At 72.1% G+C, this 21,761-nt stretch carries 20 protein-coding genes; 11 read left to right on the forward strand and 9 right to left on the reverse strand.

Annotation, left to right across the window (positions count from 1 at the left end; translation table 11 throughout):
- Window positions 1-13: 13 nt before the first annotated feature.
- The 3 genes from ACZ5NW_RS24765 to ACZ5NW_RS24775 form a co-directional block, all read right to left on the reverse strand.
- Window positions 14-1,078, reverse strand: a complete 1,065-nt coding sequence (locus ACZ5NW_RS24765; RefSeq protein WP_468746063.1) for a hypothetical protein — start codon at window positions 1,076-1,078, stop codon at window positions 14-16.
- Window positions 1,079-1,249: 171 nt separating this feature from the next.
- Window positions 1,250-1,666: an SCO4983 family protein gene (locus ACZ5NW_RS24770; protein ID WP_468746064.1), complete on the reverse strand. Its 417-nt coding sequence runs from the start codon at window positions 1,664-1,666 to the stop codon at window positions 1,250-1,252.
- Window positions 1,667-1,769: 103 nt separating this feature from the next.
- Window positions 1,770-2,981, reverse strand: coding sequence for a pyridoxal phosphate-dependent aminotransferase (locus ACZ5NW_RS24775; protein WP_468746065.1), 1,212 nt, complete (start codon window positions 2,979-2,981; stop codon window positions 1,770-1,772).
- A gap of 126 nt (window positions 2,982-3,107) precedes the next feature.
- On the opposite strand from ACZ5NW_RS24775, the gene ACZ5NW_RS24780 reads away from it, so the two are divergent.
- Both ACZ5NW_RS24780 and ACZ5NW_RS24785 read left to right on the forward strand, forming a co-directional pair.
- The gene (locus ACZ5NW_RS24780; protein WP_468746066.1) at window positions 3,108-3,824 is read left to right on the forward strand and encodes a hypothetical protein; all 717 of its coding nucleotides are present in this window, start codon (window positions 3,108-3,110) and stop codon (window positions 3,822-3,824) included.
- Between the two features lie 220 nt (window positions 3,825-4,044).
- Window positions 4,045-4,944, forward strand: a complete 900-nt coding sequence (locus ACZ5NW_RS24785) for a S1 family peptidase (protein ID WP_468746067.1) — start codon at window positions 4,045-4,047, stop codon at window positions 4,942-4,944.
- Window positions 4,945-4,950: 6 nt separating this feature from the next.
- Here the strand turns inward: ACZ5NW_RS24785 and ACZ5NW_RS24790 are convergent, their stop codons facing one another.
- Both ACZ5NW_RS24790 and ACZ5NW_RS24795 read right to left on the reverse strand, forming a co-directional pair.
- On the reverse strand, window positions 4,951-6,567 hold the full coding sequence (locus ACZ5NW_RS24790; RefSeq protein WP_468746068.1) for an N-acyl-D-amino-acid deacylase family protein: 1,617 nt from the start codon (window positions 6,565-6,567) through the stop codon (window positions 4,951-4,953).
- 31 nt (window positions 6,568-6,598) lie between these two features.
- Window positions 6,599-7,876 (reverse strand): amino acid deaminase, encoded by a 1,278-nt coding sequence (locus tag ACZ5NW_RS24795; protein WP_468746069.1) that lies wholly within the window; start codon window positions 7,874-7,876, stop codon window positions 6,599-6,601.
- A gap of 226 nt (window positions 7,877-8,102) precedes the next feature.
- On the opposite strand from ACZ5NW_RS24795, the gene ACZ5NW_RS24800 reads away from it, so the two are divergent.
- The 3 genes from ACZ5NW_RS24800 (at window position 8,103) to ACZ5NW_RS24810 (ending at window position 9,940) form a co-directional block, all read left to right on the forward strand.
- Window positions 8,103-8,864 (forward strand): IclR family transcriptional regulator, encoded by a 762-nt coding sequence (locus tag ACZ5NW_RS24800; RefSeq protein ID WP_468746070.1) that lies wholly within the window; start codon window positions 8,103-8,105, stop codon window positions 8,862-8,864.
- A complete protein-coding gene (locus tag ACZ5NW_RS24805; RefSeq protein WP_468746071.1) occupies window positions 8,861-9,271 on the forward strand; it encodes a RidA family protein in 411 nt (136 codons plus the stop codon). Before ACZ5NW_RS24800 ends, ACZ5NW_RS24805 begins: the two co-directional genes overlap by 4 nt.
- A gap of 102 nt (window positions 9,272-9,373) precedes the next feature.
- Window positions 9,374-9,940 (forward strand): hypothetical protein, encoded by a 567-nt coding sequence (locus ACZ5NW_RS24810; RefSeq protein ID WP_468746072.1) that lies wholly within the window; start codon window positions 9,374-9,376, stop codon window positions 9,938-9,940.
- A gap of 9 nt (window positions 9,941-9,949) precedes the next feature.
- Here the strand turns inward: ACZ5NW_RS24810 and ACZ5NW_RS24815 are convergent, their stop codons facing one another.
- Window positions 9,950-11,287 carry a M14 family metallopeptidase gene (locus tag ACZ5NW_RS24815; protein WP_468746073.1) on the reverse strand — a complete coding sequence of 446 codons (1,338 nt, stop codon included), beginning with the start codon at window positions 11,285-11,287 and terminating at the stop codon, window positions 9,950-9,952.
- A 258-nt stretch (window positions 11,288-11,545) separates the two neighbouring features.
- Between ACZ5NW_RS24815 and ACZ5NW_RS24820 the strand changes: the two genes are divergently transcribed.
- The 3 genes from ACZ5NW_RS24820 to ACZ5NW_RS24830 all read left to right on the forward strand — a co-directional run bounded on the left by ACZ5NW_RS24820 (window position 11,546) and on the right by ACZ5NW_RS24830 (window position 15,666).
- Entirely contained in the window at window positions 11,546-14,167 is a 2,622-nt protein-coding gene (locus tag ACZ5NW_RS24820) for an ATP-binding protein (protein WP_468746074.1), read from the forward strand.
- 18 nt (window positions 14,168-14,185) lie between these two features.
- Window positions 14,186-15,103, forward strand: coding sequence for an anti-sigma factor RsbA family regulatory protein (locus ACZ5NW_RS24825; protein WP_468746075.1), 918 nt, complete (start codon window positions 14,186-14,188; stop codon window positions 15,101-15,103).
- Between the two features lie 152 nt (window positions 15,104-15,255).
- Window positions 15,256-15,666, forward strand: coding sequence for an ATP-binding protein (locus ACZ5NW_RS24830; protein ID WP_468746076.1), 411 nt, complete (start codon window positions 15,256-15,258; stop codon window positions 15,664-15,666).
- Between the two features lie 77 nt (window positions 15,667-15,743).
- Here the strand turns inward: ACZ5NW_RS24830 and ACZ5NW_RS24835 are convergent, their stop codons facing one another.
- Together ACZ5NW_RS24835 and ACZ5NW_RS24840 are read right to left on the reverse strand one after the other, a co-directional pair.
- Window positions 15,744-16,988, reverse strand: a complete 1,245-nt coding sequence (locus ACZ5NW_RS24835; RefSeq protein WP_468746077.1) for a hypothetical protein — start codon at window positions 16,986-16,988, stop codon at window positions 15,744-15,746.
- Between the two features lie 67 nt (window positions 16,989-17,055).
- Window positions 17,056-17,562 (reverse strand): SigE family RNA polymerase sigma factor, encoded by a 507-nt coding sequence (locus tag ACZ5NW_RS24840; protein ID WP_468746078.1) that lies wholly within the window; start codon window positions 17,560-17,562, stop codon window positions 17,056-17,058.
- Between the two features lie 144 nt (window positions 17,563-17,706).
- Between ACZ5NW_RS24840 and ACZ5NW_RS24845 the strand changes: the two genes are divergently transcribed.
- Complete coding sequence (locus tag ACZ5NW_RS24845) at window positions 17,707-18,081, forward strand: hypothetical protein (RefSeq protein WP_468746079.1); 375 nt, start codon at window positions 17,707-17,709, stop codon at window positions 18,079-18,081.
- 81 nt (window positions 18,082-18,162) lie between these two features.
- Here the strand turns inward: ACZ5NW_RS24845 and ACZ5NW_RS24850 are convergent, their stop codons facing one another.
- On the reverse strand, window positions 18,163-19,854 hold the full coding sequence (locus tag ACZ5NW_RS24850) for a chitinase (protein WP_468746080.1): 1,692 nt from the start codon (window positions 19,852-19,854) through the stop codon (window positions 18,163-18,165).
- 281 nt (window positions 19,855-20,135) lie between these two features.
- On the opposite strand from ACZ5NW_RS24850, the gene ACZ5NW_RS24855 reads away from it, so the two are divergent.
- Both ACZ5NW_RS24855 and cpaB read left to right on the forward strand, forming a co-directional pair.
- On the forward strand, window positions 20,136-20,969 hold the full coding sequence (locus ACZ5NW_RS24855) for a hypothetical protein (RefSeq protein ID WP_468746184.1): 834 nt from the start codon (window positions 20,136-20,138) through the stop codon (window positions 20,967-20,969).
- 83 nt (window positions 20,970-21,052) lie between these two features.
- Window positions 21,053-21,760, forward strand: coding sequence for a Flp pilus assembly protein CpaB (gene cpaB, locus ACZ5NW_RS24860; protein ID WP_468746081.1), 708 nt, complete (start codon window positions 21,053-21,055; stop codon window positions 21,758-21,760).
- Window position 21,761: the final 1 nt, after the last annotated feature.

Consider the following 21,761-nt stretch of genomic DNA (forward strand, 5'->3'; position numbering starts at 1 on the left):
CTGGTTCCCCCTGTCATCCGCGCGCCCGGCGCGCCATCTCGTGCAGCACCGCGGAGGTGGGCACGGGCGCCTGCCGGACACCGGTCAGTTCCTGCTTGAGGTAGGCGGTGGCCGAGCCGAACGCCGCGGCGGCGCCCTGCGGCCGGAAGCCGTGCTTGACGGCCAGACGACGCAACTCCGGGTCGTCGGTGAGGAGTTCGGCGAGCACGCGGCCGGTCTCGGTGAGCGGTACGGCGGTGTGGTCGCTGTTGACGGTGGTGTCCGGGTAGAGGACCACGAGGTCGTCGGGCTGCTGCCCGGCGCCGAGGAGGGCGGCGACCTGGGACTCGTAGGCCAGCACCAGGGGATTGCCGGCCCCGCTGACGAAGTCCCGGAAGACCGCGTCCGAGCTGGACTGCTGGGCGCCCTGCACGGTGACGAGCCTCTTCAGCAGCGGCGCGGTGCGGTTCAGGTCGGCGTCGCCCCCGACGACCCGCCCGCCGTTGTCGACGTAGGAGGCGGCGGCGAGATAGAGGGCGCCGGAGCTGGAGGACTCCGGGTCGGTGCTGGAGACGAAGAGCGTGCCGCTCAACTCGCCATATTTTCCGGCCCCCTTGAGCTGCTGCCAGGTGCGGTCGTGCCGGGCGGCGTCGAGGTAGGCGGCCATCTTGAAGGTGCCGCGGTGCTCGGAGTCGAGGGCGGCGAGGCCGTTGTCCGCGAGCACCTGTGCGGCGCCCCGGTGGGCGACGACGACCAGGGGCGAGTAGAAGGGGCGGGGGAGCGTCCCGCGCACCTTGTAGCGCCCGGCGAGCTCCACGGCGGGCGCCTGACTGGACGGGAACGCGAGGTCGTACCCCTTGAGGTTCAGCCCCTCCATGGCCCAGGACCCGGAGGTCTCGGCCTTGACGGTGTAGCCCTTGGCGGCGAGGGCCTTCACCACGTCCGGATCGGCGAAGTACTCGGCCTTCTCCGACCCGATCACCATGCGCACGGTCTTCGTTGCCGTGCCCGCGTCCTCGTCGCTGCGCCCCGCCACGACGGCCACCACCACACCGACGACGAGCAGAACCGCGAGGACGATCCCTGAAATACGTTTCACGCGAGGGAGATTCCTCGCGGAACCCAACGTTCCCCGGCGGATCGGGTGAACGGGGGGTGACATACCGGCCCCGGCACTGCAACGCCCGACATGGCAACCCGGTCCGCGCGTCGCTGCGGGTGCACGCGGACCGGGGCCGTTGAGGGATCCCTCCGAAAGAGGGGCGAGGGATCAGCCGGCGCTACTCAGTTCCCTGGGTGTAGCCAGCGCAGCGTCATGCGCGTCCATGCGCTCCGCCGCAAGGATCGCCGCTGCCGTGTCCGCACGGGACGCGGCCACGACCAGCGCGCGGCCCGCGAGGGTGTGGGCACGCTGGTGCAGGGCCTGCGGGGCGGCGATGCCGGCGGACGTGGTGCGGACCGGCGGCCTGCCTCCCTTCAGCCGTGTCACCTGCTGGGCGAGTCGATCCGCCGCTGCGTCCAGGTCCTCCGTACGGCCCTGGGCGCGCAGCTCGTCGGTGACCGCGAGGAGTGCCGAAAGGTGCCCGGCGAGCTGGATGTCCAGCTCTTCCTCGCGGGAACGGTGGGGGAAGTCCGAGGTCGTGCCGGCCATCGTGTGGACCGACTTGGTGCGGATCGGTTCGTACATGGGATGGCCTCCTGTGCTCTGACAGTAGGCCAGTCTACCTTGGATCCGTTCTAAAGTTGTCGTGATCAAAAAGGGAACATGTTCGACTACACCCCGTGAGCCCTCAGGGTTGGCTGTAGCCGTCCAGGAAGCGGGCGATCCGGCCCACCGCGTCCCGCAGATCCGTCACCGTCGGCAGGGTCACCACCCGGAAGTGATCCTGCTCCGGCCAGTTGAAGCCGGTGCCCTGGACGACCATGATCTTCTCGCTCCGTAGCAGGTCCAGGACCATCCGCCGGTCGTCCTTGATCTTGAAGACGGCGGGGTCGAGGCGCGGGAAGAGATACAGCGCGCCCTTCGGGCGGACACAGCTCACGCCCGGGATCTGGGTCAGCAGCTCGTACGCCGTGTCCATCTGTTCCTTCAGGCGCCCGCCCGGCAGGACCAGGTCGTTGATGGACTGCCGGCCGCTCAGCGCGGCCACGACACCGTGCTGGCCCGGCATGTTCGCGCACAGCCGCATGTTCGCCAGGATCGTCAGACCCTCGATGTAGGAGTCGGCGTGCGCGCGCGGCCCCGAGATCGACATCCAGCCCACCCGGTAGCCCGCCACCCGGTACGCCTTCGACATGCCGTTGAAGGTGAGGGTGAGGAGGTCCGGGGCGACCTTGGCGGTCGGGATGTGCCGGGCGTCGTCGTAGAGGATCTTGTCGTAGATCTCGTCCGAGCAGACCAGCAGGTTGTGGCGGCGGGCGATGTCGGTCAGCCCCTTGATCATCGCCTCGTCGTAGACCGCGCCCGTGGGGTTGTTCGGGTTGATGATGACGAGCGCCTTGGTGCGGTCGGTGATCTTCCGCTCGACGTCCGCGAGGTCGGGCATCCAGTCGGACTGCTCGTCGCAGCGGTAGTGCACCGCCGTGCCGCCGGACAGGGACACCGCGGCCGTCCACAGCGGGTAGTCCGGGGCCGGGACCAGGACCTCGTCGCCGTCGTCCAGCAGGGCCTGCATGGCCATCACGATCAGCTCGGACACGCCGTTGCCGATGAAGACGTGCTCGACGTCCGTCTCGATGCCGAGTGTCTGGTTGTGCATCACGACCGCGCGGCGCGCCGCCAGCAGGCCCTTCGCGTCGCCGTACCCATGGGCCGACGACACATTGCGGAGGATGTCCTCCAGGATCTCCGGCGGGCACTCGAAGCCGAAGGCGGCCGGATTGCCGGTGTTGAGCTTGAGGATGCGGTGGCCTGCCGCCTCCAGCCGCATCGCCTCTTCGAGAACCGGGCCCCGGATCTCGTAACAGACATTTGCGAGCTTCGTGGACTGGATCACCTGCATGTCTGGGAGCTTACGGCGGTGTAACCCGTCTCGGGGCGTGTTTTCCGCCACGTGAGACGCGTCGGTTTGGGTGGTTATCGCCGGTGGCTGTCCCAGGGGCCACCCTCGTCCCTACAATGCGCGGCCATGTCCAGGCCACCTCAGCACCAAAACGGGGCATACGACGCGAACCCCTCGCCGCCGGTCTACCACCCGCAGGCCGAGCCCGCCCCGGCGTACGACGCGTACGCCGATCCGGCCGCCGCCCACGGGTGGCAGAACGCCTACGACGAGACCGCCCGGCTGCCGCGCGTCGCCGCCGGCCAGGACGCCGTGGGCTGGGAGCCGGAGCCGGAGCCGGAGCCGGAGCCGGTGCCGGTGCCGGAGCGGGAACCCGTGCCGGACTGGCGGGAGGCGTGGGAGGGCGGCCGCGCCGAGCGCCGGCGCGCACAGCGCAAGAGCGCGGCCTGGCGCTCGCCGCGGGTGCTCGCCGCCGCCGGTGCCGTGGGTGTGGTGTCCCTGGCCGCGCTGGTCGCCGGCGTGTCCTTCGGGTCCTCCGACGCGCCGGAGGGCAAGCGCGGGGGCGGGACGCGGTCCGTGCCGGACTTCGCGGGCACGTCGGGCCCGTCGGACGCGACGGATTCCGGCACCCCTTCCGACGGGTCCGGCGAGCCGTCTCCCGCCGCGTCCGCGAGCGGCTCCTCCGGCGCGTCGCCGACGAACCCGGCCTCGCCCTCCGCGTCGAGTACCCCTGGGGCCGGCGCTTCCAGCCCTGCGGCCTCGACGCCCTCGACACCCTCGTCGGACGGCGGGCCCGGGAACTCCGGCGGCAAAGGGAGAGGGAAGACCAAAGGGCCCCGGTAGGGGAGCCCGCGCCCGCTGACGGGCGGATTCCGCCTTGTACGCGTCTGGACCGTTGTGCGGGCCCGCCGCTCGGCACGCCCTGCCCTCGGGCGGAGCCGGTCCTTCCGGCGGCCGAAAACCACTGCTTGTTCCGGGGCCCCTCTGCGCCAACAATGCGCATGACAAATCAGCGGGCGGCCGGAAGATCTCCGGTCGCCTCGTCGCAAGAGGGGACCCCCACATGAGAAAGCCTCTCGTCGCCGCGCTCTTCGCCCTGGCCATCGCCGGGGCCGGCGCGGCGCCCGCGGTCGCCGCGCCCACGACCGCGGACCGGGCCGACGCCACGTCGGCCACCGCCTCGGCCGCCACCACGGGCACGGCCGCCAAGGCCGCCTCGCCGACGCTCCGGGCCGTCAACTTCGCCGGCACCGTCTCGCTCAGCAACTGCTCCGGCTCCGTCATCCGCTTCCCGAACTCCGTCGACACCGACCCGGCGCTCGTGCTCAGCAACGGGCACTGCCTGGAGACCGGCTTCCCGGAGCCCGGCGAGGTCATCGTCGACCAGGCGTCCAGCCGCTCCTTCGGCCTGCTGAACTCCGCCGGCACGCGGGTCGGGACCCTGCGCGCCAGCAAGGTCGCCTACTCGACCATGACGGACACCGACATCACGATCTACCAGCTCACCCGCACGTACGCCTCGATCAAGAGCACGTACGGCATCAGCGCCCTCACCGTGCAGGACACCCACCCCGTCGCCGGTACGGCCATCACCGTGGCCTCCGGCTACTGGAAGCGGCTGTACAGCTGCAACATCGACGGGTTCGTGTACCGCATCAAGGAGGGCGACTGGACCTGGAAGGACTCCGTCCGCTACACCTCCGCCTGCCAGACCATCGGCGGCACCTCCGGCTCGCCCGTCATCGACCAGACCACCGGCAAGGTCGTCGCCGTCAACAACACGGGCAACGAGGACGGCCAGACCTGCACGGAGAACAACCCGTGCGAGGTCGACGAGACCGGCAAGGTCACGGTCCGCAAGGGCATCAACTACGCGCAGGAGACCTACCAGATCCCCGCCTGCTTCGACGCCGGCAACCGGCTCGACCTGACCAACAGCGGCTGCATCCTGCCCCGGCCGTAACGCGGTTCACGCGCGGGCGGTCGACCGCCGCACCGCCCGCCCCGCCAGCACATCCGTGCGCCGCCCGTCCTCGACGACGAACCGCCCGTCGATCAGGACGTGCGGAATGCCGACGGGAAGCGCGCGCGGCGCGTCGTACGTCGCGCCCGCCGCCACCGTCCGGGGGTCGAACAGGACCAGATCGGCCCGGTACCCCTCGCGCACCAGCCCACGGTCCGGCAGACGCAGCCGGGCCGCGGGCCGCCCCGTGAGATGGGCGACGCACTCCTCCAGGGACAGCACCCCCGACTCCCGTACGTAGTGCCCGAGATAGTGCGGGAAGGTGCCGTACGCGCGCGGGTGCGGCTTGGCGCCCTGAAGGATGCCGTCCGAGCCGCCCGTGTGCACCCGGTGGCGCATGATCGTCCGCACGTTCTCCTCGTGGCCGACGTGCATCAGGACGGTCGGGGCGAGACGGTCGGCGAGGAGCAGCCGGCGGGCCGTCGTCCACGGGGTCTCGCCGCGCCGGCGCGCCGACTCCAGGACCGTACGGCCGACGACGTCGCCCAGCGCCGGGTCGCCGGTGCCCGAGATCTCGATGGTGTCCCAGTCGACGGGGACGCCGTGGCAGCCGTCCGCGCCGGTGACCTCCAGGTCGTGGCGGATCCGCTCGGCCGTGTCGTCGTCGGCGAGACGGCGCAGCACCGCCTCGGGGCCGCCCTCGTTCGCCCAGCTGGGCAGGAGGGCGACGAGCGTGGTGCTGCCGGGGGTGTAGGGGTAGGAGTCCAGGGTGATGTCGGCGCCCGCCGCCAGCGCCTCGTCCAGCAGGGCCAGCAGCTGGGGCGCCCGGCCCTCGTTCACCCCGAAGTTCATGGTGGCGTGGGCGAGATGGAGCGGGCAGTCCGCCTTTCGGCTCAGTTCCACCATCTCCGCGTACGCCTCCAGCGCACCGGCGCCGTACGAGCGGTGGTGCGGGCAGTAGTAGCCACCGTGCCGGGCCACCACCCGGCACAGCTCGGTCAGCTCGGCGTCCTCGGCGTACATCCCCGGCGTGTACGTCAGCCCCGACGACAGGCCGACGGCGCCCTGCTCCAGGCCCTGCGCGACCAGCTCCCGCATACGGTCCAGCTCGCGCGGCGTCGCCGGACGGTCCTCCCAGCCGACGACCAGCGCCCGCACGGTGCCCTGCGGGACCAGATAGGCCGCGTTGACGGCGACGCCCCGGTCGAGGCGGTCCAGGTACTCACCGACGGTGCGCCAGTCGAAGTCGACGTCGTCGCCGTGGCCGTTCCAGCCGGCGATCGCGTCGCGGACCTCGGCGAGGGTGCGGTCGTCGACCGGGGCGTACGACAGCCCGTCCTGGCCCAGGACTTCGAGGGTGACCCCCTGGGCGGCCTTGGCGCTGTGGTCCGGGTCGCGCAGCAGGGCCAGATCGCTGTGGGCGTGCATGTCGATGAAGCCGGGGGAGAGGACCAGACCCTCCGCGTCCAGCTCGCGCACCGCCCGGGGGCGCTGGCAGCCGGCGGCGGCCGCCTCCTTGACGATCGCGGTGATACGGCCGGCGTCGATCACCACATCGGCGCGGTAGGAGTCGGCGCCGCTGCCGTCGACGACGTCGGCGTCCCGGACGACCAGGTCCTCCATGCCATGCCTCCCGGCTCCTGGAAAGCGGCTCCTAGAAGTACGTACGGATGCAGTCGACCACCGTGCCGTCCGCCTCGGCCAGCGGGATCACCGGCCACTTGTCGAACGTGGTGCACGGGTGGGACAGGCCCAGGCCCACCCAGTCGCCGACCTCCAGATCCGTCCCCGGGTCGGTGCGCAGCCAGATGTGCTGGTCGGACAGGGCGGTGACCTCGATGCCGGTCGCCGGGCGCTCGACGCCGTCCCGGCGGACGACCTGGGCGACGGGCAGGTCCAGGTCGTGCGCGGCGTCGCGCTTGCCCGCGTTGACGAACGCCTGCCCGGGCGTCGGACGGGACACCACCTGGGTCCACAGCCGGAACGCGGGCTCCAGGGCGCCCTCCTCGGGGACCCGGTTGAAGGGGGTCAGCTTGCGGTAGTGCACGTCGTCGTGCGAGACGTAGGCGCCGGAGCGCAGCAACTTCAGTACGGGCCGCGAGAGTTCGGGGATCACGGCGAAGACGTCCGCGACCGCGTCGAACCACTCGCTGCCGCCGGCGCTGACGACGATCTCGTCGACGCCCTCGAAGCGGCCCGCCTTGTCGAAGTCGGCGGCGAGCGCCACGAGCCGCCGCAGCCAGGCGCGGACCGTGTCCGGGGCGGCGCCGGGCACCTGGGCCTCGTAGCCCGCGACGCCCACCAGGCGCAGCGTGCCCGCCCCGGCCACCGCGTCGGCGACCACCGCGCACTCCGCCTCCGTACGGACGCCGGTACGGCCGTTCTCGCCGGCGGCGAGCTCGACGACGACGTCCAGCGGGCGGGGCGTCCCGGCGAGCGCCGCGTCCATCAGCTCGACGCCCCGCACGGAGTCGACGTAGACGACGAGACGGAACTCCGGGTCGGCCGCGAGCTCGGCGGCGATCCAGCGCAGGGCTGCGGGGTCGACGACCTCGTTGGCGAGGAAGATCCGCCGGATGCCGAACGCCCGGGCCACGCGCACCTGATGGGGCACGGCGAGGGTGATGCCCCAGGCTCCGTGCTCGATCTGCCGGTGGAAGAGCTGGGGGGCCATGGAGGTCTTGCCGTGCGGGGCGAAGGCGAGGCCGTGCCGGGCGGCGTAGGTCTCCATGAGCCGCAGATTGTGCTCCAGACGCTCGGCGGAGAGGGTGAGGACGGGGGTGGTGAAGCCGCCGGTGAAGAGGTTGCGGCGCTGGGCGGCGAGCTCGTCGAGGGTGAGGCCGTCGGCGTCCGGGGGGAGGCCCTTGAAGCGGTGGTCGACGCGGTCGTCTGTGAGCCGGGCGAGCGCGTCGGTGCCGGTACCGAGGGCCATACGAGCCTCCTGATCTGGGGTGTTGCGTGATGTGCAACGTTCATTGCGCAGGCTGCTTTCGCTGCCTAGCATCCTCGTCGAGACCGGGGCGCGGGGTCAACGGAAGGGGGGTGGGGGCGTGGTGGGTCGTCTGCGGGCCGGTGGGGGCTGGTCGCGCAGTTCCCCGCGCCCCTTTCGGGCCGGTCCGCGCCCGGTGATCACAGCGCCCCCAGGAGGTACGCACGCCATGAGCCAGACCGTCGATCGAGCGCTCGGCATCCTGCCGCTGCTCGCCGAGGGCCCCGCCGATCTCGGTCAGGTCGCCGGCCGTCTCGGCGTCCACAAGTCCACCGCGCTCCGCCTCCTGCGCACCCTCCACGAGCACGGCCTCGTCCACCGCCAGCCCGACCAGCGCTACCGGCTCGGCGCCCGCCTCTTCGCCCTCGCCCAGGAAGCGATCGAGAACCTCGACGTCCGCGAGATCGCCCACCCCCACCTCGTCCGCCTCAACGAGGACTGCGGGCACACGGTCCACCTCGCCGTCCGCGAGGAGGACGAGGTCCTCTACATCGACAAGGTCGACAGCCGCTACCCGGTGCGCCTGTACTCCCGTGTCGGCAGGCCCGTCGCCCTCACCGTCGCCGCCGTCGCGAAGGTGATCCTCGCCGACCTGCCCGAGCCCGAGCGCCGCGCGATCGCCGACCGGCTCGACTACCCCCGTTACACGCCCCGCTCGACGCCCGACGCCCCCGCTTTCCTGCGGGAGTTGGAGAAGGTGCGCGAACAGGGCTGGGCCGCCGACCTCGGTGGCCACGAGGAATCCGTCAACTGCGTCGCCGCGCCGATCCGGGGTGCGGACGGCCGGGTGGTCGCCGCGATGTCGGTCTCCGCCCCCACCGTCGTCGCCACCGCCGACGAACTCCTCGCCCTCCTCCCTCAGGTACGCCGTACGGCCGACGCCATCAGCGGCGAGTACTCCGGCAGAACTCCCGTAAAGGACCCCGTATGACCGACAAGATCGCGCTCACCCCGAAGACCCACACCGCGCCGCCCGCGAAGTTCTCGCACGGTGTGCGCAAGGGCAACATCCTCCAGGTGGCCGGGCAGGTCGCCTTCCTCCCGGCGGAGGAGGGCAAGCCCCGCGCGCTCGCCGGACCGGGCCTGCGCGAGCAGACCCTGCAGACCCTCGACAACGTCAAGGCCGTCCTCGACGAGGGCGGTGCCTCCTGGGACGACGTGATGATGATCCGCGTCTACCTCACGGACACCGGCCACTTCGCCGAGATGAACGAGATCTACAACTCCTACTTCGAGGAGCAGGGCCTGACCCAGCCGCCCGCCGCCCGGACCACCGTCTACGTCGGCCTTCCCGCCGGGCTCCTCATCGAGATCGACGCCCTCGCCGTCCTCGGCTGACGGCGTCTCACCCCGGCGATCCGGCGCGCTCGGGTAGGAGTCTGATAACGAAGTCAGGGGCTGGCTGTGTCCGGCACAGGATCGTCGACCATACTGCCCGCTGTGGAGCAGCGCATAGGTACGAGCAGCCAGCCCCTGAAGGGCGAGCCCGTCAAGGGCGCCGGATTCGACCCGGCATTCATCCCCGGGCTCACCACGCCGACGGCGGCGGAGCCGGAGGACGCGAAGCCGACCGGTGCGGAGGACGGAGAAGCCGCCGCCGAGTCCGCCGAGCCGGCCGGGTCCGCCGAGTCCGTCGAGCCTGCCGAGTCCGCGGACGCGGACGGGACGCCGGAGGAGGAGGCCGAGGCGTCGCAGGACGAGGCTTCGGAGGAGGCCGACGGACCCGTCGACGGCCCCGTCTTCGAGGCGTCCGACCGCCGCGCGAGGATCGTCGCGGACCACAAGGGCGTCCGGCTCAGCCTCGACGACCAGGAGTGCGAGTTCCGCTGGGACGAGATCGGCGCCGTCGAGACGGAGATCCCCCGCTTCGGCAAGCGCCTCACGATCACGGTGCACACCCCTGACCGCCGCTGGTACCCGATCGAGATCGAGGCGACGGCCAGGTCGCGCTTCAAGGAGTGGGACGAACAGCTGGACGCCGTACTGGACGCCTACTTCGAGGAGTAGGCGCCGGCGCTACGAGCAGTACTGGGCGGCCTTGCCGATCGAGCGGTACATGCAGTCGGCGTTCTCCAGCAACTGCAGTACCGCGTCCCGGTTCCGTGACGTCTCCCGCTCGATGACCTCGTCGGGCGGGTAGAACCCGCCGCCGGAACTGGACGTCGGATACATCTCGAAGGTGAAGTCGAAGATCTTCTGGCTACCCCAGAGATAGTCGTCGATCGTGCCGTCGGTGATGTACAGGTCGCTGGACTGCTCGGCGGTGTAGCCGTTGCTCGCGGCCATCTTCTGCCCGACCGCCTTGAACGCGGCGTTGTCGTCGGCCGTCATGCCCGTGGCCGTGTCGGAGTAGGTGTAGCCGAACGGCCACAGCACCAGCTCGCTGTATGTGTGGAAGTCGATGCCGGCCTTGATCTGCTGCACACCGCCGACGACCCGGCTGCGCGCGAAGTCCGCGACGACCTTCACCTCGGGCGCCGACTCGGCGGAGGCTCCGCGGTAGGTCTCGGAGGACGTCGACCCGGACGAGCCGCCGCAGCAGCCGAAGCGGTAGTTCCAGTTGCGGTTGAGGTCGGTGCCGACGTACGAGGAACCGGGGTTGGGCTGCCGGTTCTTGCGCCACGACCGGTACGAGCCGGTGGCGATGTCGTACTCGCCGCCGTCCGGGTTGAGATCGGGCACGATCCAGATCTCACGGTTGTTCACCATGTTGGTGACGCGGGAGTCGCTGCCGTACCCGGCGCCCAGCTCCCGCAGCAGGTACAGCGCCATCTCCACCGTCAGGTGCTCGCGCGCGTGCTGGTGGAAGGTGAGGAGAACCTCCGGCTCGTTCTCGTCCGTCGCCACGTTGTCGCTGACCTTGATGGCGACGATGTCCCGGCCCTGGTACGACTTGCCGATCACCCGCTTGTTCATGATGTTCGGGTAGGCGGCGATCCGCTGGTCGATCTCCGCCGTCATCTCCGCGTAGTTGTGGTACTTGGAGTCGGCCGACGGGAAGTCGTACAGCCGTGTCTCACCCGGGGCCACGCGGTTGGGCGCGGAGCCCACGGGGGAGACGTCGTAGCCGAGTCCGCGCAGCTTCTTGATCTGGTCGGCCCGCCCGGAGACCACCACGGTCTCCTCGTCGGCCTCGTCGACGCTCACTCCGGCCGCCGCGATCGCGGTGCGGGTGACGGGGGTGTTGTGGTCGACGTGGATCTCGTACTGGCGGATGTCGTCGGCGGAGGCCGTCGGTTTCGGGGCGCCGTCGGCGGCCGCGTCGGTCACGGTCGCCGAGAGGGGGGCCGCCAGGGCCAGGGCCAGCAGGGCGGCGAGAGCGGCAGAGCGTCTGCCGCGGACACGAAGTCGCATGAAATCTCCTTGTGGGAGGTGGGGTTGTTCCGTGCGACGTACAACGCGCGAGGTGTGCTGCTCGCTGTGCGTTTGCTGTGTGCGGGTGTCGCTCATGGTCCGGCGCTGACATGGTCAGGTCAATAGCGCCTTCGCGGTCGCTGGCCGGAAGTCAATGGAAATCGGCAAAGTGCACTCACGGGAGTGAGCCGTGCGTGCGCCGCGGTTCGAGGCGGGGGAAAGTGAACACCCCACCCCACTCCAAGGACTGAGCTGATCATGGGCGGATCAGCGCCACCGCGGGACACCCGCCTGCCCGCGGAGACGACCAGCTTCGTCGACCGGCGGGCCGAACTGGCCGAAGGCCGAGAGCTGCTGGCGCGGGCCAGGCTGGTCACGCTGACCGGTCCCGGCGGCGTCGGCAAGACACGCCTCGCCGGGCGGATCGCGGCCCGGGTCGCCCGGGCCTTCCCGGACGGCGTACGGTTCGTGCACCTGTCCGGGCTGCACGACCCGGCCCTCGTCCCGCTCGCCGTCGCCGACGCGCTCGGCCTGCACGACCACTCCGAACGGCCCGCCCTGGACGCCCTGGTGGAACGGGTCCGGGACCGGCGGCTGCTCCTCGTCGTCGACAACTGCGAGCACCTGGCCGCCGCGTGCGCCCGGCTCGCCGCCGCCCTGCTGCGCGGCACCGGCGGGGTCCGCGTCCTCGCCACCAGCCGGCACCGGCTCGGGCTCACCGAGGAACACCTCATGGACGTACGGCCGTTGCCCGTGCCCGACCCGGACGGCGACCTGTCCGCCGCCCACGGCCACCCGGCCCTCGCCCTCTTCGCCGACCGCGCCGCCGCCGTCGTCCCCGGCTTCCGCCTCACCGCCGCGAACCGTTCCGCGGTCGCCCGTCTGTGCCGCCGCCTCGACGGGCTGCCCCTCGCCATCGAACTGGCCGCCGTACGCCTGCGCGTCCTCGACCTCGAACAGCTCCTCGAACGCCTCGACGACCGCTACCGCCTCCTCACCGCCGGCAGCCGCGCCGTCCCGCCCCGCCACCAGACACTGCGGGCCACCGTCGACTGGAGCTACGACCTGTGCACCGGGGCGGAACAACTGGCGTGGGCGAGACTCTCGGTGCTGTCGGGGAGCTTCGACCTGGAGGCGGCGGAGGCAGTCTGCGCCCCCCGACCGACCGCCCGGCCCCTGACGCCCCCACATGTCGAAGCCCCCGCCGCCCCCGCCGCTCCCGTGTCCGTCCCGGCCGCCCCCGACGCCCTCGAAGCCCCCGCCGTCCCCGCCGCTCCCGCCGCCCTCGAAGCCACCGCCGCCCCCGCCGCTCCCGTGCCCGCCCCCGCCGCCCCCGCTGCCCTCGAAGCCACCGCCGTCCCCGCCGCTCCTGTGTCCGTCCCGGCCGCCCCCGACGCCCTCGAAGCCACCGCCCCCACCGCTCCCCACGCCCTCGAAGTCGTCGCCACCCCCACCGCCCCCGACGCGCTCGAAGTCGTCGCCGGGCTCGTCGACAAGTCTGTTCTCTGTCGCGAGGCCGGGCCCGATGGTGTGCGGTATCGGATGCTCGACACCCTCCGGCAGTACGGGCTGGAGCGGCTCAGGGCGACCCCTGGCGCCGAGGCCGCCGCGCGCTTGCGGCAACGCGACTGGATGCAGCGGCGGGCCGACGCCTGCGAACAGGCCTGGTTCGGGCCCGACCAGCCCGCCATCGCCGCCCGCCTCCACGCCGACCGGGACAACCTTCGCGCCGCCCTCGACCACAGCCTCCGCACCCCCGGCGAGGAACACGCCGCCCTGCGCCTCGCCGGCACCCTCTGGTTCCACTGGCACGCCTGCGGCGCCCCGCGCGAGGGCCGCTACTGGCTCGACCGCGCCCTGGCGGCCAACCCCGACCCCACCCCCGAACGCGCCCGCGCCCTCTGGGTGTCCGGCCTCCTCGCCGGCTGCCCCGAGGACCTCACCCGAGGCCGCCGCCGCGGCGAGGAGGCCCGCGACCTCGCCCGCCGCCTCGGCGACCCCGCCGAGGCGGCCCACGCCGACTACGTCGTCGGCGTCACCCGCCTCTTCGCCGACGACCTCACCGGCGCCCTCGACCACTTCCGGGCCGCCGCCGCCCGCGGCCGCGTCCCCGGCCAGCACCTCGGCCTCGTCGGCCTCGACCGCGTCGAACTCGCCTGCGCCCTCGGCTTCCTGGGCCACGCCGACCAGGCCATCGAGGTGTGCGAGGAGACCCGCCTGCTCTGCGCCGAGCACGGCGAACGCTGGGTGCTGTCGTACGTCGAGCGGATGGTCGCCCTCGCCCACACCGTGAAGGAGGACTGGCCGCGCGCCGACCGGCACGCCCGTGAGGCACTGCGCCTCAAGCACGCCGTGCACGACGTCGTCGGCATCGGCCTCACCCTCGACCTGCTGGCCCGCATCGCCGCCGGACGCGACGCGCCCGAACGCGCCGCCGTCCTCACCGGCGCGGCCGACCGGGTCTGGGCGGACGTCGACCGCGACCGCTGGGGCTCGGCCGCCCTGAACGCCACCCGCCGCGAGAGCGAGACCCGCGCCGCCGGAGCCCTCGGCCGGCCCGCCTGGCGGCGCGCGTACGAACAGGGCGGCGCAATGCCCCTGGCGGACGCCGTGCGCTACGCGCTGAGCGAGCGGCGGGCGGAAGCCGCGCCGCCCGCCGCGCGAAGCGTCCCGCGTGTCCCGCGGGTCCCGCTCTCCCGCCGGGAGACCCAGGTCGCCGAACTCGTCGCCCAGGGCCTCGCCAACCAGCAGATCGCCGACCGCCTGGTCATCGCCCGCCGCACGGCCGAGGGCCACGTGGAACGCATCCTCAGCAAGCTCGGCTTCAGCAACCGCGTCCAGATCGCGGCCTGGGTGGCCGGGCAGCAGCGCCCCCGGTAACCGTTCAGAAGGGACCCCATGACCGCGACGACCGCCCAGCCCACCGACGCCCCCGGCCGGTTCACCCACCGGATGAGCGTGGTGAGCGGCGACGACGACTTCCTCGCCGCCGCCCTCCCTTTCCTCGCCGAGGGGCTCGCCGCCCCCGACGAACCGCCGCCCGTCGCCATCGCCGCGCCGGACAAACTGGAGGTGCTGCGCGACGCGCTCGGCGGCGACGCCCGGTCCGTCGGGTTCGTCCCGCACACCGACTGGTACACCGGCTCCGCCGCCAACGCCGTGGCCCGGGCCGCCGGTCATCTCGCCGCGCACGCGGGCCCCGGCGGCCGGACCCACCTCCTCATGGAACCCGTGTGGGAGGGCCGCGCGGGCCGCTCACCGCGCGGGAGCGCCGAGTGGATCCGCTACGAGGCCCTCGCCAACCTCCTCTTCGCCCCCACGGCCACCACCGCGCTGTGCGTCTACGACACCCGCACCGCCGGCCCCGCCGTCATCGAGGCGGCCCGCCGCGCCCACCCCGGCACCGGCGTCTACGAGGACCCGCTCGTCCTCTCCGCCGAACTGGACGCCGTACCGCTGCCGGCGCCCCCCGCCGGTGCCGAGCGGCTGGCGCGGCCGGACGCGGGGTCCGTGCGCGCCTGGGCCGAGCGGTACGGGCTGCCGGCGGCCGACGCGGAGCTGTTCGGGACGGCCGTGGCCGAGGCGGCCGCGCTCGGTCCGGTCACCGATGTCCTGCTGTGGGGCGAGGGGCCGCACTGCGTCTGCGAACTCTCCCTCGGTCGGCGCGTCGACGACCCGCTCGCCGGGTTCGTCCCGCCCCGCGCCGGCGACCTCGCACCCGGCCAGGGGCTGTGGTACGCCCGCCAGGTGTGCGCCTACGTCGACGTGCGCGCGGCCGACGGCGGGGGAACGACCGTACGGTTGCAGTACGCGTAGTCGTACGGACCGGGTAGGGGCGGGTACGGAAACGGGTAGTCCTCCCCGTGCGCCGACGCGGACGGGGAGGACATGCTCGACCCATGCTGGAACTCTCCGGGGGACCCCTCCCGGACCCCCACCCTCGATACGGTGCCCCGCTCCAACCGCCCATGCGCGCGGGGCACCTGAGTGTCGAGTACGACCCCCGCCCGGCCGTCGTCCGGGAGGCTCGCGCGGAGGTCCGCCGGCAGTTGGAAGGGTGGGGGCTGGGGGAGCGGGACGACGAACTGGTGGACACCGCGGAACTTCTCGTCAGCGAGCTGGCGACCAACGCGCTGCTGCACTCGGCCGGCCGCTTCCGGCTGACGCTGTCGGCCGCGCACGGTGTGCTGCGTTGCGAGGTCGCCGACGCCGGTCTCCGCCGGCCCCGGGTGCTGGAGTCGGGAGGCGCGGAGAACGGGCGGGGGATGTTTCTGGTGGCGGCGCTGGCCCGGCGCTGGGGCTGTCACCGGGATGGGCCGGGCAAGATCGTGTGGTTCGAGCTCGGCACGTGCCGGTGCGGCGGCTGTGGTCGGCGATAGCCGTCGCACCGGCCTTGGCCGGTCTCCGGGAAGCGCGGTGAGCTTCTGGAGACCGGCCGCCGTGTGCGGGTTTGTTGCTACTTCCACCACTGGGGGTTCAGGGCGATCTGGCGCAGCTGGGCGATCGTCAGTGCGGGGGTCTCACGGGTCGCCGCCGTGTTCTGGGTGCCCGCGTTGAAGGCGCTGATCACCACCCGCTTGCCGTCCTTGCGCAGGGTGTCCACCGTCCACATGACCACGCCCTTGCCGCCCTTCTCGCCCGGCCCCTGGCGGACCGCCACGCGGGTGCCGTCGGGGAGGGTCTCGGAGCCGGACCCGAACAGTTCACCGGCCACGTCCAGCATGTTGGGCTGCACATTGACCTGGACCAGGCTCTTGCCCTTGCCGTCGTCGACCACGGCGTAGGCGGAGTCGCCGTCATCGGAGCTCTTGTCGACCACCTTCAGGCCCTTGGGCAGCAGGGCCAGCAGCGTGCTTCGGGCGTGCAGGTCCGAGCCCGGCAGCTCCGGGTCGGGCTGCGGCTTCGGAAGGGCGTTCGCGATGTCCCGCCACTCCTTCGCCGCCGCCAGCTGCGTCAACTGGGCGGGCGAAAACGGCGGTTCGGGACGGCTGATCGGCGCGTCCTTCTCCTTGGCCGCGTTCCACTCGCCGACGCTGACATGCTGTCCGGTCGGGGTGACCAGTTCGGCGGTCCACAGCTTGGTGTCCACCCGGCGGTCGGGATACTCGTATCCCTGGAGCACCCTGACCACCGAGCCGTCGCCGAGCCGCGTGGTCTTGCAGCTGTCGTAGGGGATGTACACGCGGTCGGGGCACTGGGCCGCCTGCCGGGCGTCGATGCCGCCGGGCTGGACCCGGCTCACGTCGACGGAGATCGCCGCGGCGCCCTTGCCGTCGTTGTAGACGAGGGAGGCGTACGGCGACGCGCCCTTTCTGCCACCGGTCGGCTCGGTGCCCTGCCCGCGCGTCTGGCTGACGTCGCCCTTGGGCAGCAGCCGTTCGAGGGTCTTGATCATCTGGTCGGCGGTGACATGGGTCGCCGTGGCGGCGCGTGTGGTCTTCGGGGCGGCCGCCACCGACGACTGGAGCGGCTCGGCCGTGCCGTCGGCGGGGCGCAGGACCGCGACCCCGCCCACGCAGGCGAGGACGACTCCGGCCGCGCCGCCGACGACGGCGGTCCGCCGCAGCAGCCGCTTGCGCCGGCCCCGGGCCGCGCCGCTGGACGCGAGGGCCAGGCGGTCGGTGTCGAAGTCGCCGCCGGTCTCGTGCAGGGCGGCGGAGAGCCGGCCCTCGAAGGGGTCGTTGTGCAGGTCCTCGGACATGAGGCACCACCGTTTCAGGTCGGGTGAGTGAAGAGGCTGAAGGGGGCGGGGGCGGATGAGGCAGGCGTCAGGGGCGGGCGTACTCGCCGATGTCCTCGCCGAGCAGCTCCCGCAGCCGGGCGAGGGCCCGGACGCACCGGGTGCGCACGGCCGCGGAGCTGGTGTTCATCGCGTCGGCGGTCTCCTGGATGGAGCGGTCCTCCCAGTACCGCAGGACGACCACGGCCCGGTCCTTGGCGGGCAGCCGTCCGAGGGCGTCGAGAAGGGTGAGCCGCAGCGGGGTGTCGGACCCGTGGGCGGCTCTCTCGGGGAGGACGGCGGTGGTGCGTTCCGTGCTGCTGCGCCGCCGTTGATGGGCGAGGAAGGTCCGGGTGAGGACGGTCTGCGCGTAGCCGGCGGGGTTGCCGACCCGGGAGACCCGACGCCAGCGGACGTAGATCCGTCCGAGCGTCTCCTGCACGAGGTCCTCGGCGAGATGGGTGTCGCCCGCCGTGAGCAGACAGGCCGACCGGTACAGATGTCCGGCCCGTGCCACGGCGAACTCCGCGTACTCGTCCCCGCGGGCCTGCCTCATACGTTCCCCCTGTTGGTTGTGCGCCGGCTGTCGAAGAGGTCCTCACTTCACTGATGCGGTGGGGCGGGGAGAATGTTTCACACGACTTCGGACGAGACGAAGACGGCCGAAGACAGCTGAAGACAGATGAAGAGGGATCACGGGATGACCGAACAGCCACCGCCGCCCGGCTTCGGACCGCCGCCGCCGATGCCCCCGCCCCCTTCCTACGCGCCGCAGGTGCCCCAACCGGCCCCGGTGGGCCCCGAGTTCGTGGCCGTGGACACCCGCAACGCGATCGTGGTCGACGCGGAGGGCGTGACGCTGGACGTGAACGGCGTACAGGCGGAGTTCCCCTGGCCGGAGATCCGCAGCGTCCACTACAAGGCGAGCCCCAACGGCAAGTCCCTGATGGTCGCCGTGGTCCATCTGGACGGCCAGTTCTACGAGGGCGTGGTGGACGCCAAGCCCCGGGCCCGGCTGTCGGAGTGGTTCACGCAACTGGCGTGGGTGCTCGCCCACTACCGTCCGGCGGGCTGAGGGACGTCGAGGACCACGCAGTGCGACGCGGGTCCACCGGAGTGGGCCCGCGTCGCGTGGGGCGGTGTCTTACGTCGTGTCTTACGGCAGTGCGTGGACGTGCGGGCCGACCGTGTTCGACCAGGCGTTGCCCGCCGCCGCGTCCCAGTTCGTCGACCAGGTCATCGCGCCGCGCAGGTCGGGGTAGGTCCGCGACGGTTTGAAGGTGCCGCAGTTGGTGCCCTTGGCGAGGCAGTCGAGCGCGTTGTCGACCACCGTCGGGGAGACATAGCCGCTGCCCGCGCCCCTGGTCGAGGCGGGCAGGCCGAGGCCCACCTGGGACGGGGACAGACCGCCCTCCAGCTGGATGCAGGCCAGGGCGGTCAGGAAGTCCACCGAGCCCTGTGAGTACACCCTGCCGTCGCAGCCCAGCATCGAACCGCTGTTGTAGTACTGCATGTTGACGACCGTCAGGATGTCCTTGATGTTCAGCGCCGTCTGGAAGTAGGCGTTCGACGTGGACTGCATGTCGATGGTCTGGGGCGCCATGGTGATGACGAGGGACGGGCCGGCCTTCGCCGACAGCGACCGCAGCGCCTGTGTCATGTAGGTGGCGTTGAGGCCGTTCTCCAGGTCGATGTCCACGCCGTCGAAGCCGTATGTCTGCATCAGCGCGTACACCGAGTTCGCGAAGTTCGCCGCCGATGTCGCGTCGCTGACCGACACCGTGCCGTTCTGGCCGCCGACCGACACGATGACCTTCTTGCCGGCCGCCTGCTTCGCCCTGATGTCCGCCTTGAACTGGTCGACCGTGTAGCCGCCCAGGCCCGCGGAGTCCAGGTTGAAGGTCACCGCGCCCGGTGTCGTCGTCGCGTCGGCGAAGGCCACCGCGATGATGTCGTACGCGGACGGGACGGCCGCGATCGTCTGGACCGTCGCGCCGTTGTTGAAGTTCTGCCAGTAGCCGGTCACCGCGTGCTTGGGCAGGGTCCCGCCCCCGCCGCCCGTCCCGGACGTCGTGGTCGCCGTCACCGCCGTCGACTTCGGGGACTCGCCCGCCGCGTTCGTCGCCGTCACCTGGAACGAGTACGACGTGGACGCCGCGAGACCGGTGACCGTCGCGGAGGTGCCCGTGACCGAGGCGACCTTGGTGCCGGCCCGGTAGACGTTGTAGCCCGTCGCGCCCGGCACGGCGTTCCAGGACAGGGACACGGACGAGGACGTCGTCCCCGACACGGTCAGTCCGGCCGGTGCGCCCGGGACGGTCGGGGCCGGGTCGCCGCCTCCGCCGCCGTCGGGGCCGTAGACGGACACGTCGTCGGCGTAGTAGGGCTGCTGGCCGTACCAGCCGTGCAGGTACACCGTGACCGACGTCGTGGCGGCGCCCGTGGTGAAGGTCGTCGACAGCTGCTTCCAGGACGGCGAGTCCGGGGTCCACGTCGATACGTCCGTGGTGCCCGTGCCCGTCACGCCCAGGTACGTGTAGCCGCCCTGGACCCAGGCGCTCAGCTTGTACGTCGCGTTGGGCTTCACCGCGACCGTCTGGGCGCACCGGGCGTTGTCCTGGCCCGCCGGGGTCGCCTTCAGCGCGGCCGCGCCGGAGTGCGCCGGGGAGGAGACCGTCGTACCGCTGCCCGCCGTGCAGGTCCAGTTGGCCAGGCCGGACTCGAAGCCGGCGTTCTTCGCGTTGTCGATGTCCGCGGCGGACGCCTGAGCCGCGCCCGTCAGGGAGAGGGCGAGGGCGGCGGTCACCGCACCCGACCAGAGCCGGATCGATCTTTTGTGTGGGGACATGACAACACGTTGGTCCAGACCAATTCTGTTGTCAAGGGTGCGCGACGGCATCGGTGGCCTGTGTGCAACATGCCCTGGTTTGGCGTGACTTGCGCGAAGAAACCGCGAAGGCAGTTGCGCTCTAGTCACCGAAAGTTGTTCTCCGGCCACAGGGGCGTCGATACAGTGCTGAGGTAGTCACGCAATGAAGTCACCCCGGTGCACCGGAGTAACGCCGGTGGACCGGACGCGGAATCGGGGAGCTGCGCGTGCCAACAGCCATTGCCGTGACCGGCGCCGACATGGCGCTGCCGCCGCAGGACGAGCGCACCCTGCCCGCCGCCGTGCTCGACGGCCTCGACCGCCGGCCCCTCGACCAGGCCGTGGAAGCCGTCCGGACCCTGATCGAACAGCACGGACATGTCGTCGTCGTGTACTCCGCGGCCGTGCCGAAAGCCGTCGAACAGCGGCTGCACACCGTCCGTTCCCTCCTGGAGAGCGACCGGATCGCGCTCTTCCGGCCCGATCTGCCGCCCCTCGGCCTCGCCGTGCTCGCCCGCCAGCTGCGCCAGCTCGCCTCCTGCGACCTCAGCCCCGGCGTGCTCGCCTCCGCCGGCCGGCTGCTCACCCACTACATCCACGCCGGTGCGCTCCTCGGCTCCGTCGCCCGCCTCGACCGCGTCCCCGTGAACCTCACCTCGCACGCCCGCTCCTGGGTCCCCGGCAGCCAGTTCGCCGTCCTCGCCCACCCCCAGCCGCAGATGGTGCGGGCCGCGCCCGGAGTCCCCCTGCCCGGACCGGAGTTCGGCACCTGGCTGCTGGTCGCCAAGGGCCAGCTGCCCGCCGACTGGGTCACCGGCACCCTCGCCCCGTCCTGGCGCGCCCAGGGCCTGCGGGAGATCGAGGCTCCGGCCGAGTCCGCCGCCTGGTGGGGCACGCCCAAGCTCGTCGAGTTCTGCGCCTACCTGCCCGACCTGTCCGTCCTCTACCAACTGGTCACGTCCGTACGGCAGACCGTCTGCCACTGGTGCGGCATCGACGTGATCGGCGACCGCTGCGTCTTCTGCCGCGCCACCCCGCCGCCCGCCGCCGAGATCACCGCACGCCCCGTCCGCGCCCTCACCGCGGGCGGCTGACCGACCCCAGCACCGCCCGACCGTCCCCGGCCCACCAGAAGAGCACCGCTGTTCCCCGACCCCCAACGAGGTTGCACGGTTTCATGAACTCCCGTCAGCGCCGCGGCGTGATCCTCCTGCTCCTGTCGGTCCTGGGTGCCCTCGGCGCCTTCGCCGGCGTGCTCTCCGTCATCAGCGACGTGCAGTCCAAGGTGGGCCCCGAGGTCACCGCGTACCGGCTGAGGTCCGACGTGAAGCCCTACACCGCCCTGAGCGCCGGACAGTTCGAGAAAATAGACATGCCCAAGCGATGGCTGTCGAAGAACGCGGTCCGGAATCTGGCGGAGATCCGCGGCAAGATCGCCGTGACCACCCTGCGCGAGGGCTCCCTGCTCCAGCGCGACATGATCGTCGACCAGCCCGCCCTCCAGCCCGGCCAGCAGGAGGTCGCCATCATGATCGACGCGGCCACCGGCGTCGCCGGAAAGATCACCCCGGGCTCGACCGTCAATGTCTACGCCACCTTCGAGGGCGCCCGCGACACCGACCCCGACGTCTCCAAGATCATCGTGACGAACGCCCGGGTCCTCGACGTCGGCGAGCTGACCGCCCTCAAGCCCGACGCCGACGAACGCGGCCGCGCCACCACCGACGCCGTCCCCATCACCTTCGCGCTGTCCACCCTCGACGCCCAGCGCATCACCTACGCCGAGTCGTTCGCCAAGCGGGTCCGCCTCGCCCTGGTGGCGCCGGGCACCGACACCACGGTCCCGGAGCAGGACCGCACGTACCAGCTCGCCAAGGACAAGTGAG

Source organism: Streptomyces sp. NPDC032126 (assembly GCF_055580085.1).